Origin of the sequence: Tropicimonas sp. S265A, from assembly GCF_049800835.1 — a bacterium.
In the GTDB taxonomy this organism is placed as follows: Bacteria; Pseudomonadota; Alphaproteobacteria; order Rhodobacterales; family Rhodobacteraceae; genus Dinoroseobacter.
This window is the reverse complement of sequence record NZ_JBNAFU010000009.1, coordinates 77,061-90,855: the sequence shown is the minus strand read 5'-3', so window position 1 is coordinate 90,855 and position 13,795 is coordinate 77,061. Positions and strand designations below refer to the sequence as shown.

At 61.7% G+C, this 13,795-nt stretch carries 16 protein-coding genes and 1 riboswitch; of the genes, 11 read left to right on the top strand and 5 right to left on the bottom strand.

What is annotated here, in order from left to right:
* Positions 1-49: 49 nt before the first annotated feature.
* Together ACP15N_RS17880 and ACP15N_RS17875 are read left to right on the top strand one after the other, a co-directional pair.
* Positions 50-826: an aldo/keto reductase gene (locus tag ACP15N_RS17880; RefSeq protein WP_425093715.1), complete on the top strand. Its 777-nt coding sequence runs from the start codon at positions 50-52 to the stop codon at positions 824-826.
* A complete protein-coding gene (locus ACP15N_RS17875; RefSeq protein WP_425093714.1) occupies positions 823-984 on the top strand; it encodes a hypothetical protein in 162 nt (53 codons plus the stop codon). The genes ACP15N_RS17880 and ACP15N_RS17875 overlap by 4 nt, the downstream gene beginning before the upstream one ends.
* On the opposite strand, the gene trmB is transcribed toward ACP15N_RS17875, so the two are convergent.
* From trmB to ACP15N_RS17855, 4 genes are all read right to left on the bottom strand, one after another.
* Positions 960-1,679: a tRNA (guanine(46)-N(7))-methyltransferase TrmB gene (trmB, locus tag ACP15N_RS17870; RefSeq protein ID WP_425093713.1), complete on the bottom strand. Its 720-nt coding sequence runs from the start codon at positions 1,677-1,679 to the stop codon at positions 960-962. The two genes, ACP15N_RS17875 and trmB, sit on opposite strands and share 25 nt — an antisense overlap.
* A gap of 68 nt (positions 1,680-1,747) precedes the next feature.
* Positions 1,748-2,209: a GNAT family N-acetyltransferase gene (locus ACP15N_RS17865; RefSeq protein ID WP_425093712.1), complete on the bottom strand. Its 462-nt coding sequence runs from the start codon at positions 2,207-2,209 to the stop codon at positions 1,748-1,750.
* A gap of 9 nt (positions 2,210-2,218) precedes the next feature.
* On the bottom strand, positions 2,219-2,476 hold the full coding sequence (locus ACP15N_RS17860; protein ID WP_425093711.1) for a YjhX family toxin: 258 nt from the start codon (positions 2,474-2,476) through the stop codon (positions 2,219-2,221).
* 204 nt (positions 2,477-2,680) lie between these two features.
* Positions 2,681-3,646, bottom strand: coding sequence for a hypothetical protein (locus ACP15N_RS17855; protein ID WP_425093710.1), 966 nt, complete (start codon positions 3,644-3,646; stop codon positions 2,681-2,683).
* A 27-nt stretch (positions 3,647-3,673) separates the two neighbouring features.
* On the opposite strand from ACP15N_RS17855, the gene miaB reads away from it, so the two are divergent.
* From miaB to metK, 6 genes are all read left to right on the top strand, one after another.
* Positions 3,674-4,987, top strand: coding sequence for a tRNA (N6-isopentenyl adenosine(37)-C2)-methylthiotransferase MiaB (gene miaB / locus ACP15N_RS17850; protein WP_425093709.1), 1,314 nt, complete (start codon positions 3,674-3,676; stop codon positions 4,985-4,987).
* 118 nt (positions 4,988-5,105) lie between these two features.
* On the top strand, positions 5,106-6,119 hold the full coding sequence (locus ACP15N_RS17845; protein WP_425093708.1) for a PhoH family protein: 1,014 nt from the start codon (positions 5,106-5,108) through the stop codon (positions 6,117-6,119).
* Positions 6,106-6,633 (top strand): rRNA maturation RNase YbeY, encoded by a 528-nt coding sequence (ybeY, locus tag ACP15N_RS17840; protein WP_425093707.1) that lies wholly within the window; start codon positions 6,106-6,108, stop codon positions 6,631-6,633. Before ACP15N_RS17845 ends, ybeY begins: the two co-directional genes overlap by 14 nt.
* A 40-nt stretch (positions 6,634-6,673) precedes the next feature.
* Positions 6,674-7,606 (top strand): hemolysin family protein, encoded by a 933-nt coding sequence (locus tag ACP15N_RS17835; RefSeq protein WP_425093705.1) that lies wholly within the window; start codon positions 6,674-6,676, stop codon positions 7,604-7,606.
* Positions 7,607-7,620: 14 nt separating this feature from the next.
* Positions 7,621-9,120: an apolipoprotein N-acyltransferase gene (gene lnt, locus ACP15N_RS17830; RefSeq protein ID WP_425093704.1), complete on the top strand. Its 1,500-nt coding sequence runs from the start codon at positions 7,621-7,623 to the stop codon at positions 9,118-9,120.
* Positions 9,121-9,153: 33 nt separating this feature from the next.
* A riboswitch (SAM-SAH riboswitch) is annotated at positions 9,154-9,202 on the top strand.
* Between the two features lie 5 nt (positions 9,203-9,207).
* The gene (gene metK, locus ACP15N_RS17825) at positions 9,208-10,392 is read left to right on the top strand and encodes a methionine adenosyltransferase (protein WP_425093703.1); all 1,185 of its coding nucleotides are present in this window, start codon (positions 9,208-9,210) and stop codon (positions 10,390-10,392) included.
* A 66-nt stretch (positions 10,393-10,458) separates the two neighbouring features.
* Here the strand turns inward: metK and irr are convergent, their stop codons facing one another.
* On the bottom strand, positions 10,459-10,878 hold the full coding sequence (gene irr / locus ACP15N_RS17820; RefSeq protein ID WP_425093702.1) for a Fur family transcriptional regulator Irr: 420 nt from the start codon (positions 10,876-10,878) through the stop codon (positions 10,459-10,461).
* Positions 10,879-11,100: 222 nt separating this feature from the next.
* On the opposite strand from irr, the gene fabA reads away from it, so the two are divergent.
* From fabA to ACP15N_RS17805, 3 genes are read left to right on the top strand one after another with little or no spacing between them, the layout of a single operon-like run.
* On the top strand, positions 11,101-11,610 hold the full coding sequence (gene fabA / locus ACP15N_RS17815) for a bifunctional 3-hydroxydecanoyl-ACP dehydratase/trans-2-decenoyl-ACP isomerase (protein ID WP_425093701.1): 510 nt from the start codon (positions 11,101-11,103) through the stop codon (positions 11,608-11,610).
* 20 nt (positions 11,611-11,630) lie between these two features.
* Positions 11,631-12,860, top strand: coding sequence for a beta-ketoacyl-ACP synthase I (fabB, locus tag ACP15N_RS17810; RefSeq protein ID WP_425093700.1), 1,230 nt, complete (start codon positions 11,631-11,633; stop codon positions 12,858-12,860).
* 26 nt (positions 12,861-12,886) lie between these two features.
* Positions 12,887-13,675 carry an enoyl-ACP reductase FabI gene (locus ACP15N_RS17805; protein ID WP_425093699.1) on the top strand — a complete coding sequence of 263 codons (789 nt, stop codon included), beginning with the start codon at positions 12,887-12,889 and terminating at the stop codon, positions 13,673-13,675.
* Positions 13,676-13,795 lie beyond the last annotated feature (120 nt).

Here is a 13,795-nt window from a genome sequence, read left to right as displayed (position 1 = left end):
TATTAGTTACCGGACCACCTTTGCTTCATCACAACCGATGGAGATACCGATGACCCCAACACCCTTTTCCTTTGACACGGCAAACACCCTGAACCGGCTTGGCATGGGGGTTATGCGTCTGACCGGTCAACCCGGGAATTTCGGCCCTTACCCCGACTGGGATCAGGGCGTTGCCCTCCTGCAGGAGGCCGCCGATCTGGGCGTGCAGGTCTTTGACAGCGCGCGCGCCTATGGCCCCGGGCATGCGGACCGCCTGTTGGGACAGGCGCTCGGCGACCGGCCCGAGGTTTTCCTCGCCACCAAGGGTGGCGTCGACAAACCCGAACCGGGCCGCATTACCGTGGATGGGCGCCCCGCCACCCTGCTGCGCCAGATACAGGAAGCGCGACGCTGGCTGCGCCGCGACAGGATAGATCTGTTCCAATTGCACCGGGTTGACCCGAACACGCCAATCGAACGCTCGGTGGAGGCGCTGGCGCTGGCGCAGGCACGCGGGTGGATTGCGCATATCGGGCTGTCCAATGTAACGCGCGCCGATCTGGATCGAGCCCGCGCGGTCGCCCCGATTGCGAGCGTCCAGAACCGTTTCAACAAGGCGGAACAGTCAGACGCGGACCTCGTGGACTATACGGCCTCGCTTGGTATTGCCTATCTGCCCTATGGCCCTCTCGGCGCGGCACCGATGCAGTATGGGGCCCGGCTGGACCCCGGCGCGGCGATGCGATGGCTTCTGAAAAGGTCTTCGAACATCATCCTGATCCCCGGCACGACCGACCCGGCCCACCTGCGGGCAAACGTGGCTGCCGTTCAGGCGATGCCGGCATGATCAAACTCTGGATGATCGTCTGGGGACTGGTCACCGGGTTGAGCTTCGCGCTCGACCCGGTGCTCGGGACCCTGCCCTTGCCACTGCGCACTTTGGTCCTGAGCGGCTTGATGGTCGCCGCGATGACCGTGCTTCAGAGGCGTCGGAAAGTCAGATAATGCTGCGGGCGCCCTTCGCGGATGGCCTTCTGTTCGTACCGGGTCGAGATCCAGTCATCCCACGGCGCGCGCCAGTCCTCAGGTCCTTCTGCCAGCCATTCAAAGCCGGCGCGCGGCACTTCTTCAAGGGTCTGGCGCACGTAATCCGCGATGTCCGTCGCCACGCGAAACTCCGCGCCGGGTTTCAATACCCGCGCCAGCGGTTCCAGATGCTCGGGGGTGACGAAGCGGCGCCGGTGATGCCGCTTTTTCGGCCATGGATCGGGGTAGAGCAGAAACGCCTTGTCCACCGATGCGACCGGCAACACATCGAAGATGTCGCGCGCGTCGCCGGGGTGGACGGCCACGTTGTCCAGTTCCGCCTTGCGGATCTTGCCAAGCAACATCGCAACACCGTTGATGTACGGTTCGCAGCCAATAATCCCGACACCGCGATGGGTTTCGGCCTGGTGCACCATGTGCTCGCCACCACCGAAACCGATCTCCAGCCAGACCGGACGGCCCTGGAAAAGCTGCGCAAGATCAAGGGGGGTACGGTCCGGGTTCGCCTCCCAATCCACTGGACCGGGCGACAGGGCTGCAAGGTCTTCTGCAAGGTAGACTTCCTGCGAGGGGCGCAGGGTTTTGCCCTTGCGCCGACCATAGAAGTTGCGCCACGGCGCACCGTCGGGTTTGGGATTGGCTGGGTCTGTCATGGCGCGGGGAGATGCCAAAGCCGCCGCCCCGGGTCAAGGGCGGAGTGACCTCCGCCCTTGTATGTCCGTCATCCCAGGGACTTGGCAAACGTAACCTTCGCATCGCCGTCTGCCCAGTAATCCGGGACAGTGGCCACCTGCGCATAGCCGGTCGCGCGATAGAACGCCCGCGCATCCGCAAAGGCCGAGGCATCGGAAGTGTCCACGATCAGCAGGCGCTGACACCGCCGCACCAACAGACGTTCCAACTTGGCCACAAGCGCGCGGCCCGTGCCGCGCCCCTGTTGATCGGGAAGCACGGCCAGGGCGCGCATGTTCCACGTCCCCTCCGTCATCTCTTCGGGGCGGGCATGGCAAAAGCCGGTCAGAACATCCTCGGCATGGGCAACGAGCCAAACATGCCCAGCGGCGAGCGCTGCGCGGAGCATGTCCGCGACCAGTTCCGGCGGGAAAAGATCGGCAGCCGCAACGACCTCCTCCAGTGCCGCGATGTCTTCGACCCGGGCGGGTCGGATGTCAGGGTTTGTCATTCTCAGCCCCTATCGGTTGTCGAGTTGCGCACGCACGGCATGCAGCCCGTCGCGCGTGATGCGGTATGGGTGGCCGCCGCTGGACCGGATCAGCCGTCGTCGGCGGAGCCGTTCGAATACGGTCAAGGTGCAGTCGGTCAGCCTGTAACCGTCTCGGGTCAAGCACGACACGGCTCGCACCTTGCCGTTTGAGCCACGTTCAAAGTGAATGGCCCCGCCTTGCGCGAGGACATGCAGGACACGCTGTTCCTGCTTGGAAATATTCATGAGTCTTCTCTGGAGTTTATCCGCAAACAACCGCCCCGCTGGCACCGCGCAGCAGGTCGGGGGATGTGAAGCTCCGATTGGTCGGGAGCTTAGCGGGAGACGACAGTCTCTTTCATAAATTCTCCATTGCCGGGCGCGCGCCCGGTAGATCGCGCATAACGTATCTTGGCCGCATCGGGCAATCGAAATCGCTGCTTCAGTGCGCTAGAACCACTGGCCGGGTTCGATGAAGCCAAGCTCCAGAAGCTGTTGGCTTGACCATTCGAACGGCACGGAATGCTGCCACCGGAAACTGGGGATCAGGTGGGTAGACCCCGGATTGGCTTTCAACGCCTTCGCGGCGCGGAACGAACAGATGGCTGCGGTCAGGTTGTGGTGCCAAGCACAGGAAACGGTGTTGTATTCGGAATCCGAAAAGGTGAAATCCGGGCGCAATGTAAGCCCCGGCTTGGCCCGAAACAGACCGATCCGGTCGATGCGGCGCGCGTCTTCCGCGACGTGTTCCTCGAACCGCCACCGCAAACCGCCGAAGATATCGTATTGCCTGTCGAGGCGCGCGCCATCCCCGTCATACCTGTCGAGCATGTAGTAACCCGCCTTGTCGAGACAGCAGGCATCAAGCGAGACACCATTCGGCGCGGCTCCGAGATCGGCGGCATAAAGGTCGACCACATAAGTCATCATGCCCTCGCGCCGTTCTTCGGCATGAAACGCCAGCATCTCGCCAACTGTACGGGTCTCGGCATGGGGGTAGATCAGATACTCGGCGTTGTACCCCCAGTAGATCCATGTCCCCGGCAGGCGCGCCGCGATCCGTGTGACAGCGTCCGCGACCGCTTCGCGCCCGCCCGGTTGAAATCTGACGCGGTGTATCCGCGCGGCCAGCGCTTCGGGGAGTTGCAAGCCCGCTGGTCCCAGCATCACCACGGTACGAAATCCCTTGTCGAGATGATGCTGGAGCGTCGAAGCCAGCTCGATCCCGTCTTCGGCGAAGATCAGCGCCACGGGCCCATCCCCCAGCCCTCCTGCGCTGGCCCGCAAGAAGGTGTCCAGATCGGGTGCGACGTGTGATAATGTCTGGGTCTGATCGCGCGCCATGCCCGAAGCATTTCCGATCCGTCGCCCGATTGCAACGCCGCCGCCCCCCGTGTAGACACCGCGGCGATACATCTTTTCCTATCTCCGCAGGGGCGCGCGATGGCGGAACCGAAAAAGCTCTTCATCAAGACCTATGGCTGTCAGATGAATGTCTACGACAGCGAGCGCATGGCAGAGGCGATGGGCGGCGAAGGCTATGTCCAGACAGCGCGTGTCGAAGATGCGGACATGATCCTGCTGAACACTTGTCACATCCGTGAAAAGGCCGCCGAGAAGGTCTATTCGGAACTCGGACGTTTCAAGCCGCTGAAGGCCGAAAATCCGGATCTGAAGATCGGCGTGGCGGGCTGCGTCGCACAGGCCGAAGGCGAAGAGATCATGCGCCGCCAGCCACTGGTCGATCTGGTCGTAGGCCCGCAAGCCTATCACCGCCTGCCCGACCTTGCGGCCAAGGCTGCAACGGGCGCGAAAGCCCTCGACACCGATTTCCCCGAGGAAGACAAGTTCGAACACCTGAACGCACGCCCGAAGGCCAAGCGCGGCCCGACAGCGTTCCTTACGGTGCAAGAGGGATGCGACAAGTTCTGCGCGTTCTGCGTGGTCCCTTACACGCGTGGGGCCGAGGTCAGCCGCCCCGCCGCGCGCGTTCTGAGCGAGGCGCGCGATCTGGTGGGGCGCGGCGTACGCGAAATCACCCTGCTGGGCCAGAACGTCAATGCGTATCACGGCCACGATAAGGGTCTGGCCGGGTTGATCTGGGCGCTGGCCGAAATCGACGGGCTTGAGCGGATCCGGTTCACCACCTCGCATCCCAACGACATGGACGACGCGCTGATCGACGCACACGGCACTTGCGAAAAGCTGATGCCGTACCTGCATCTGCCGGTACAATCCGGGTCCGACCGGATCCTGAAGGCTATGAACCGTAAGCACACCGCCGAAAGCTACATCCGATTGATCGAGCGTATTCGCGCCGCGCGTCCCGATCTGCTTTTGTCGGGCGATTTCATCGTGGGCTTTCCCGGCGAAACGGAACAGGATTTCGCCGACACGATGGCGCTGGTCGAGACTGTGGAATACGGACAGGCCTATTCCTTCAAGTACTCGGCTCGCCCCGGTACGCCCGCAGCGGAGAAGCAAGCTGTGCCGACTGAGGTTGCCGATGAGCGGCTACAGACGTTGCAGGCCCTGCTGTCCCGGCAACAACACGACGTCCAGAACCGCATGGTCGGTCGGCGTGCCAAGGTTCTGTTCGAAAAACCCGGACGACTCGAAGGTCAGATGGTCGGAAAGTCCGAGCATCTGCATGCCGTCCACGTGCATGCGCCTGAGGCGGAACGCGGGGACCTGGTGAGTGTCGAAATCGTTGAAAGCGCCGCGAATTCGCTAGCCGGTCGCCTGATCACTTCCTGAGCGGCAAACCGCAAGACCCTGTGGTTTTTTCGCAGCGACCCACAATTCCTGCACTCCGTGCTTGCCAGCGTCCGGGCAAGTTGGCACGCTTGGCGCAGATTCCTTTTCGGAGATCCTCTTGGCCCTGAGCGCTACCACACCGCCCTCCGCCCAATCGGCCCCAGCAGAACGGCTGATAGAATTTCCTGATAACCGCGTCCTGATTGATTTGTGCGGCGAGTATGACCGCAACCTCGCCCAGATAGAGCACCAGCTCGGCGTGCAGATCCTGCGCCGTGGAAACATGCTGGCCGTGTATGGCGAGCCCGAGGCCCAGATCAAAGCCGAAAGCGTTCTGCACGCGCTCTATCAACGTGTGGAAGCCGGACGAGGCACCGAACCCGGCGATATCGATGGTCTGATCCGGCTGGGCACCGCGGAAGAGGATATCGGCGGTCTGGATGGCGACCAGATGGAAATGTTCAAGCCGGGCCAGTTCGAGATCAAGACCCGGAAGAAAACGATCGAACCGCGGACCGAGGCACAAAAAGCCTATGTGGCCTCGCTGTTTCAGAATGAACTGGCGTTCGGCATAGGCCCCGCCGGTACCGGCAAGACATATCTGGCCGTAGCCGTGGGCGTGTCGTTGTTCTTGGGCGGGCACGTGGACAAGATCATCCTGTCAAGACCTGCGGTCGAGGCGGGCGAGCGCCTTGGGTTCCTGCCCGGCGACATGAAGGACAAGGTCGATCCGTACATGCAGCCGCTGTATGACGCGCTGAACGACTTCCTTCCCGGCAAGCAGGTCACAAAGCTGATCGAAGAAAAGAAGATCGAAATCGCACCGCTCGCCTTCATGCGCGGGCGGACCTTGGCCAATGCCTTCGTACTGCTGGACGAGGCGCAGAACGCGACGACGATGCAAATGAAAATGTTCCTGACCCGTCTTGGCGAAGGCTCGCGCATGGCGATCACCGGGGACCGGTCACAAGTTGACCTTCCACGTGGTGTTACCTCCGGTCTGCGGGATGCAGAGCGCATTCTGAAGGGCGTCAAGGGCGTATCCTTCAACTATTTCACGGCAAAGGACGTTGTTCGTCACGCCCTCGTGGCCCGCATTATCGAGGCCTATGCCGCCGATGACCCCGCCTGACGCAACGACCGAGATTGCGGTAGAGGACCCGCGTTGGGCCTCCATGAACCTGCCGTCCCTCGCCCCGCGCGCAATCGGCGCGACGCTGTCCGCGCTGAACCTGCCGCCAGAGGCGTTCGAAGTGTCGATGCTGGCCTGTGACGATGCCCGGATCGCAAATCTGAACGCAGAGTTCCGCGACAAGCCCGTGCCAACCAATGTCCTGAGTTGGCCTGCCGAGGATCGCGCGCCAGACGTGCCCGGCGCGCTTCCGCGTCTGCCGGAGCCGGACAATCCGATGGAGCGCGAACTGGGCGACCTCGCGTTGGCATATGAGACCTGCATGGCCGAGGCGCAGACAGCCGGGATTTCCGCGCAGAACCACGTCACCCACCTGATTGTGCATGGAACGCTGCATCTGTTGGGTTTTGACCACATCACGGACGCGGATGCGACCCGTATGGAAGCCCTGGAGCGCGTAATTCTTGCAACTTTAGGAATTGCTGACCCATATTCGGTTTCCGTGCTAGACTGATCTTGCCCGTTTTCTCCGGGCGTTACCTTGGAAAGGAGCCATGTCCGATACTTCTGATGGGTCGTCTCCCGCAGCGCGTGGCGCGCAGGACACCCTCGACAGCGACGCGAGTCCCCGCAGCGGGGTACTTAACCGCATTTTTTCCGTTTTTTCCTCCGCCCCGCCGGTCACGACCGAGGAGGACAACCACCAAGCCAGCGTTCCGCAGGCCAACGGGCAGTCCGGCCCCGTGGGCATGGGCAACCTGCGCGACCTCCGCGTCGAAGACGTCGCCGTGCCGAAAGCCGAGATCGTGGCCGTTCCGTCGGACATTTCGCTTGATGATCTGGTAGAGACATTCCGCGAAAGCGGGATGAGCCGCCTGCCGGTGTATCGCAATACGATGGACACGCCGCTCGGGATCATTCACCTCAAGGACCTTGCACTGCGGTATGGGTTCAACGGCAACCCGGGCAAATTCTCTTTGCGCGGGATGCTGCGGCCCCTGCTGTTCGCTCCGCCCTCCATGCCCATTGGCGTTCTGTTGCAGAAAATGCAGAGCGACCGAATGCACATGGCCCTCGTGATCGATGAATATGGCGGCACGGACGGCCTCCTGACGATCGAGGACCTGATCGAGCAGGTCATCGGCGAAATCGAGGACGAGCATGACGAGCCCGAAGACGTCCTTTGGACGCGGGAGAAGACCGGCTGCTATCTGGTACAGGCGCGCGCGCCTCTTGAAGAGCTGGAGAACGAACTGAACATGCGCCTCCGCACCGGCGAGGATGAAGAGGAAATCGACACACTTGGCGGTCTCGTCTTCAAATTGACGGGCAAGGTGCCAGCCCGAGGAGAAGTCGTCTCCCATGGCGGCGGGCACGAGTTCGAGATTGTCGATGCGGATGCGCGTCGCATCAAACGGATCAGGGTTCGCATGAACGGACCGCGCCAGCCGGAACGTTCTGCACAACCGGCCCCCTCAGCGAACTGACGCGGTCCGTGCGCATGCCAAGGTCGGCAACGACCAGAAGCGTCGCTCTGGCGATGTTTGCCGGCGGCTTGACTGCGCTGGGTCAAGCTCCGTTCGGGCTGACACTGGTTTCACTGTTCGGTCTTGGCGTCGGGATTTGGACCGTCTCCGAGGCGCGAGCCTGGCGGTCTGCTGCGGCATTCGGATGGGCCTTCGGGTTCGGGTATTTCCTCGTGTGCCTGCACTGGATCGTGGAACCGTTTCTGGTCGATCCGGTGCGGCATGGCTGGATGGCCCCATTCGCACTTGTCCTTCTGCCCGGCGGGCTGGCCCTGTTCTGGGGCACGGCCGGAGCACTCGCCACACGCTTGCGCCCAGGCGCGGCCCGCAGGTTGGGCTTTGCCGCGGCGTTGGCACTGGCCGAAGTCGCACGCGGCTACGTCCTGACCGGGTTCCCCTGGGCACTGTTGGGCAGCATCTGGCTCGACACGGCTGTCGCGCAAAGCGCGCGATTTCTCGGCCTGCACGGATTGAGCGCGCTGACCGTGATGACCATCGCCTGCACACTCGCTTTGTGGTCTGCCCTTGAGGGGCCGAGGCGCAGCCTGGCAGCCGTGCCGCTCGTTGGCGTCTTCGGGGCGCTTTTTGTCTATGGCTTGCCCCACACTGCCCCGGTGCCTGCGCCCTCCGATGCACCGCTCGTCAGGCTCGTCCAACCCAACGCCGCGCAGGACCTGAAGTGGGATCCCGAATTCGTTCAGGTTTTCTATGAACGTCAGCTCACGCTGAGCACCGGTGAAATACAGGCAGATCTGATTGTCTGGCCTGAGACTGCGATCTCTCAACCGCTTGGGTCGGCGTCGAGCCTGCTGGAGCAGATCAGCCGATTTACCCAAGGCCGCCCCGTGATACTCGGCGCAAACCGGTGGCGTCTTGACGGGCCGGCCAACGCGCTTGCCGTCATTGGGCCTCGCGGGGAGATCGAGGCACTTTACGACAAGGCACATCTTGTACCCTTCGGGGAATACGTGCCCCTCGGAAATGTTGCCGCGCGGCTTGGTATCCGCGGCCTCGCAGCCAGAGAAGGAGGCGGGTTCGCGCCAGGACCGGGGCCGCAACTGCTCGATATGGGGAGGCTTGGCATCGCCTTGCCGCTGATATGCTACGAAGCGATATTTCCACAGTTCGGGCGCACCCTGTCGCAGCGCGCCGACTGGATGGTCCAGATCACAAATGACGCGTGGTTCGGGAGATTTGCCGGGCCGCAACAACACCTCGCCATCGCGCGTTTCCGCAGCATTGAACGGGGGCTACCGCTGATACGGGTCGCAAACACCGGCGTCTCCGCGATGATCGACGCGCGCGGACGGGTTCTAGAGGCGTTGCCGCTAAACACGACGGGCGCGCTCGACGCGGCGCTGCCCTCGCGACTTTCTGTGCCGCCACATGCACGCTGGGGAGATACCCCAACGGTCCTGATCCTCATTGTGCTTTTTTCATCGCTTCTGATTCTGCGCCGCGGCAGTAGCGATTGAACTTTCCCGAAGCCGGGTATATGCCCGCCTGAGTTGCTGTCACAACGGCTTCCTGGCGTGACCGCATTTCTCGAATGGAGCACCCCCATGACCGCCCGTAAGAACTATGTATTCACCTCCGAATCCGTTTCGGAGGGGCATCCCGACAAGGTCTGTGACCGTATCTCGGACGCCGTTCTCGACGCATTCCTCGCCGAAGAACCCGAAGCTCGCGTCGCTTGCGAGACCTTTGCAACCACGGACATGGTTGTCATCGGTGGTGAAGTCGGCCTGAGCAATGCAGACCGTCTTACCGAATTCATGGGCCGGATCGACCAGATTGCGCGCGATTGTGTGCGCGACATCGGCTACGAGCAGGACAAGTTTCACTGGAAAACGCTCAAGGTGCAGAACTTCCTGCACCAGCAATCTGCCCATATCGCGCAGGGCGTGGACGCCAAGGACAACAAGGATGAAGGCGCTGGCGATCAGGGCATCATGTTTGGCTATGCGGTCAACGAAACGCCCGAACTGATGCCTGCGCCTATCTGCTATGCCCACAACATTCTGCGCCGCCTTGCAGAGGTGCGTAAGTCCGGTGCGGAACCGACTCTTGGCCCGGATGCGAAATCCCAGCTTTCGGTACGCTATGAAGACGGCAAACCGGTCGGTGTGACCTCGATAGTGTTGTCGACGCAGCACCTCGACGAGACGATGACCTCCGACGACGTGCGCGCGGTGGTGGAACCCTACATCCGCAACGAATTGCCAGACGGTTGGATTACCGCCGAGACCGAATGGTGGGTTAATCCAACGGGCAAATTCGTCATCGGTGGTCCCGATGGGGACGCGGGCCTGACGGGGCGCAAGATCATCGTCGATACCTATGGGGGTGCAGCACCCCATGGCGGCGGCGCGTTTTCCGGCAAGGACCCGACCAAGGTGGACCGTTCGGCTGCCTATGCCGCGCGCTATCTGGCAAAGAACGTCGTGGCCGCCGGTCTCGCACACCGGTGCACGATCCAGCTGAGCTACGCGATCGGAGTTGCCAAGCCCCTGTCGATTTACGCCGACACGCACGGCACCGGTCAGGTGGACGAGGCCGCGATCGAAAAAGCCGTGGGCGACCTGATGGATCTGACCCCTCGGGGCATCCGCCTGCATCTGGGCATGAACAAGCCGATCTTCCAGCGCACCGCGGCTTATGGGCATTTCGGTCGGGCACACGAAGCCGATGGCGGGTTCAGCTGGGAACGGACGGATCTGGTCGACGCGCTCAAAGCCGCAGTCTGATTACGGCACACACATCAAAAAAGGGCGCCGTCGGGCGCCTTTTTCATATCCGGTTTCTTTGCAGGCTCAGCGTGTCTTGCGCAACCGGATCACGACATCGACCTTCGCCACTTCCATGCCTTCGGGCGTCTCGGGCAGGCGGGCAATCTCCAGCTCGCTCGCAGGTGCATCCGTCAGCTTGTTCTCGTCTTCCCAATAAAAATGGGGGTGGTCGTCGATGCGGGTGTCAAAGTAGCTCTTGGAGCCATCGACAGTGATTTCCTGTACCAGACCAGCCTCACAAAAGGTCCGTAGCGTGTTGTAGACCGTCGCAAGAGAAACTTTTTCGCCGCGCGATTGCGCCGCGACGTACAAGCTCTCTGCCGTGACATGACGATGATGGCCATCACCGACCAGCAATTCAGCCAACGCGACGCGCTGACGGGTCGGGCGAACGCCGCCTTCGGCCAGCCATGTCGTTCCTCGGTCGATCATCGTGTGCGTCATCTCTTACCTGCCTGTGTCCTTTTATATGTCTGCAGACGCCGAAATATCAATTGCAAACCGTTCGCAAAAGCGACGCAACGCACGCCATAACCGGTCGCACCCAACATGTTGCGGTACACGCCCGGTCAGTCACAGCCCTTGTCACTGGCAAAACTCCGGTGCTAAGGGTCCACCACAGACAAAAACGACCCAAAAACAGCGACGACGCGAGGATTTCGCTCCATGACGGCCTTCCCGACCAGCTTCGACAAAGACGACCTCCTGAAATGCGCGCGAGGAGAGCTTTTTGGTCCCGGGAATGCACAGCTGCCTGCCCCTCCGATGTTGATGATGGACCGGATTACCGAAATTTCAGGCGATGGCGGACCGCATGGCAAAGGTCACGTCGTTGCGGAGTTCGATATCACGCCCGATCTGTGGTTTTTCGAGTGCCATTTCCCCGGCAACCCCATCATGCCCGGCTGTCTTGGCCTCGATGGCCTTTGGCAACTGACTGGGTTCAATCTGGGTTGGCGCGGCTGGCAGGGGCGCGGCTACGCCTTGGGCGTCGGCGAAGTGAAGCTGACAGGCATGGTGCGTCCGGACCGCAAGATGTTGCGCTATACGGTTGATTTCACCAAAGCCCTGCAGACAAGACGCCTGACGATGGGGGTCGCCGATGGTAAAGTTGAGGCCGACGGCGAGCTGATCTATCAGGTCAAGGATATGAAAGTCGCTCTGTCAGAGACCTGAGCGAGAGGGAGGAGAGCACCATGCGCCGCGTTGTGATCACCGGGATGGGCATCGTCTCGCCCATCGGCAATAACGTCACCGAAGTCGAAGCCAGCCTGCGGGCCGGCAAATCCGGGATCACCTTCTCGGAAACCTATGCCGAGAATGGCTTTCGCAGCCAGGTCCACGGTGTGCCGAACATCGATCTTGCCGAAAACATCGACAAGCGCCAACTGCGGTTCATGGGACCGGGTGCTGCGTTCAACTACATCGCCATGGAGCAGGCCATCGCTGACAGCGGGTTGGAGGAAAGCGACGTCTCGAACGAGCGGACCGGCCTTGTCATGGGCTCTGGCGGGCCGTCCACGTCCAACTTCTTCACGGCCTTTACCACGGTGAAGGAAAAAGGCGCGCCCAAGCGCATGGGACCGTTCATGGTCACGCGCTGCATGTCGTCGACAAACTCCGCCTGCCTTGCAACGCCCTTCAAGATCAAGGGCGTGAACTACTCGATCACGTCCGCCTGCTCAACCTCGGCACACTGTATCGGCAACGGCACCGAGCTGATCCAGATGGGCAAACAGGACATCGTGTTTGCCGGCGGCGGCGAGGAGATTGACTGGACCCTTTCGTGCCTGTTCGACGCGATGGGCGCGATGAGCTCGAAATACAACGACACGCCTGAAACCGCGTCCCGCACCTTTGACGCGACGCGGGACGGGTTCGTGATTGCAGGTGGCGGCGGTGTTCTGGTGCTCGAAGAACTGGAGCATGCCAAAGCGCGCGGCGCGAAGATCTATGCCGAAGTGACCGGCTACGGCGCCACCTCTGACGGATATGACATGGTCGCCCCCTCTGGCGAAGGCGGCGAGCGGTCGATGCGTCAGGCGCTCGGCACCCTTCCCGAAGGCCGCAGCGTGGACTACATCAACGCCCACGGCACCTCGACCCCGGTCGGCGACGTGACGGAGATCGAAGCAGTACGTCGCGTGTTTGGCGATGGGTCCACCCCACCGGTCGCTTCCACCAAGTCGCTGACAGGCCACTCGCTTGGCGCGACCGGCGTGCACGAGGCGATCTACTCGTTGATCATGATGGGCGGTGATTTCATTGCAGCCTCGGCCAACGTCACCGAACTTGATCCTCAGATCAAACCCGAAGAAATCGTCACCGAACTGCGCGAAGGCGTGTCGCTTGACAGTGTTCTGTCCAACAGCTTCGGTTTTGGCGGTACGAACGCAACACTGCTGATGTCGAAATACCTCGACTGAGACATGACGAGAGAAGGTATCTCCAGATGACCGGAGTGATGCAGGGAAAACGTGGGCTCATCATGGGTGTCGCGAACGAGCGATCCATTGCTTGGGGCATTGCGAAGGCCATGCACGAAGCAGGCGCGGAACTGGCGTTCACCTATCAGGGAGAGGCTTTCGGCAAGCGTGTGGAACCGCTCGCCGCTTCGGTCGGGTCCGAGATTCTGGTCGATGTGGATGTAACGGAAGATACATCGCTTGATCTCGCGTTTGAGACGCTCTCAGAGCGGTGGGGCAAAATCGACTTCTTTGTTCATGCCATCGCGTTTTCGGACAAGGCAGAATTGACCGGCCGGTTCGTTGACACCAGCCGGGCCAATTTCAAGACCTCGCTTGAAATCAGTTGCTATTCCTTCATCGAAGTGGCGCGCCGGGCGCGCCCTCTCATGCCCGATGGCGGCACGATGCTGACCCTGACCTATCAGGGTTCCAATAGCGTCACGCCGTTTTACAATGTGATGGGCGTTGCGAAGGCCGCCCTGGAAAGCACCGTGCGCTATCTGGCCAACGACCTTGGCCCCGAAGGCATCCGCGTGAACGCGTTGTCGCCCGGCCCGATGAAGACCCTTGCCGGGGCCGCCATCGGTGGTGCACGCAAGACCTATCGCCATACGGAGCAGAACGCACCGCTGCGTGCCAACGCGACACTGGAAGCCGTGGGCGGCACGGCTGTGTGGCTCGCCTCGGAGGCCGGGGCCTGCACCACCGGCGAGGTCGTGCATATCGACGGCGGGTACCATGTTCTGGGTATGCCGCAGGTCGAAAACATCTGAAACGCCCGAAATTCGGCGTGATTTGTGCGCTTCACCCTATCTAAAGGGTAGGTTGGCACTGTCTTGGGCATGTGTCACGGTCCATGCAGCCCAAACACTCACGGGCTTTTCCAGGTCTTC

Coding starts and splice junctions, on each gene's coding strand:
- ACP15N_RS17875 (WP_425093714.1), top strand. CDS start 823: ATGATCAAACTCTGGATGATCGTCTGGGGACTGGTCACCGGGTTGAGC.
- trmB (WP_425093713.1), bottom strand. CDS start 1,679: ATGACAGACCCAGCCAATCCCAAACCCGACGGTGCGCCGTGGCGCAAC.
- miaB (WP_425093709.1), top strand. CDS start 3,674: ATGGCGGAACCGAAAAAGCTCTTCATCAAGACCTATGGCTGTCAGATG.
- ACP15N_RS17860 (WP_425093711.1), bottom strand. CDS start 2,476: ATGAATATTTCCAAGCAGGAACAGCGTGTCCTGCATGTCCTCGCGCAA.
- fabB (WP_425093700.1), top strand. CDS start 11,631: ATGCGCCGCGTTGTGATCACCGGGATGGGCATCGTCTCGCCCATCGGC.
- ACP15N_RS17835 (WP_425093705.1), top strand. CDS start 6,674: ATGTCCGATACTTCTGATGGGTCGTCTCCCGCAGCGCGTGGCGCGCAG.
- irr (WP_425093702.1), bottom strand. CDS start 10,878: ATGACGCACACGATGATCGACCGAGGAACGACATGGCTGGCCGAAGGC.
- ACP15N_RS17855 (WP_425093710.1), bottom strand. CDS start 3,646: ATGTATCGCCGCGGTGTCTACACGGGGGGCGGCGGCGTTGCAATCGGG.
- ACP15N_RS17805 (WP_425093699.1), top strand. CDS start 12,887: ATGACCGGAGTGATGCAGGGAAAACGTGGGCTCATCATGGGTGTCGCG.
- ACP15N_RS17880 (WP_425093715.1), top strand. CDS start 50: ATGACCCCAACACCCTTTTCCTTTGACACGGCAAACACCCTGAACCGG.
- ybeY (WP_425093707.1), top strand. CDS start 6,106: ATGACCCCGCCTGACGCAACGACCGAGATTGCGGTAGAGGACCCGCGT.
- fabA (WP_425093701.1), top strand. CDS start 11,101: ATGACGGCCTTCCCGACCAGCTTCGACAAAGACGACCTCCTGAAATGC.
- metK (WP_425093703.1), top strand. CDS start 9,208: ATGACCGCCCGTAAGAACTATGTATTCACCTCCGAATCCGTTTCGGAG.
- ACP15N_RS17865 (WP_425093712.1), bottom strand. CDS start 2,209: ATGACAAACCCTGACATCCGACCCGCCCGGGTCGAAGACATCGCGGCA.
- lnt (WP_425093704.1), top strand. CDS start 7,621: ATGCCAAGGTCGGCAACGACCAGAAGCGTCGCTCTGGCGATGTTTGCC.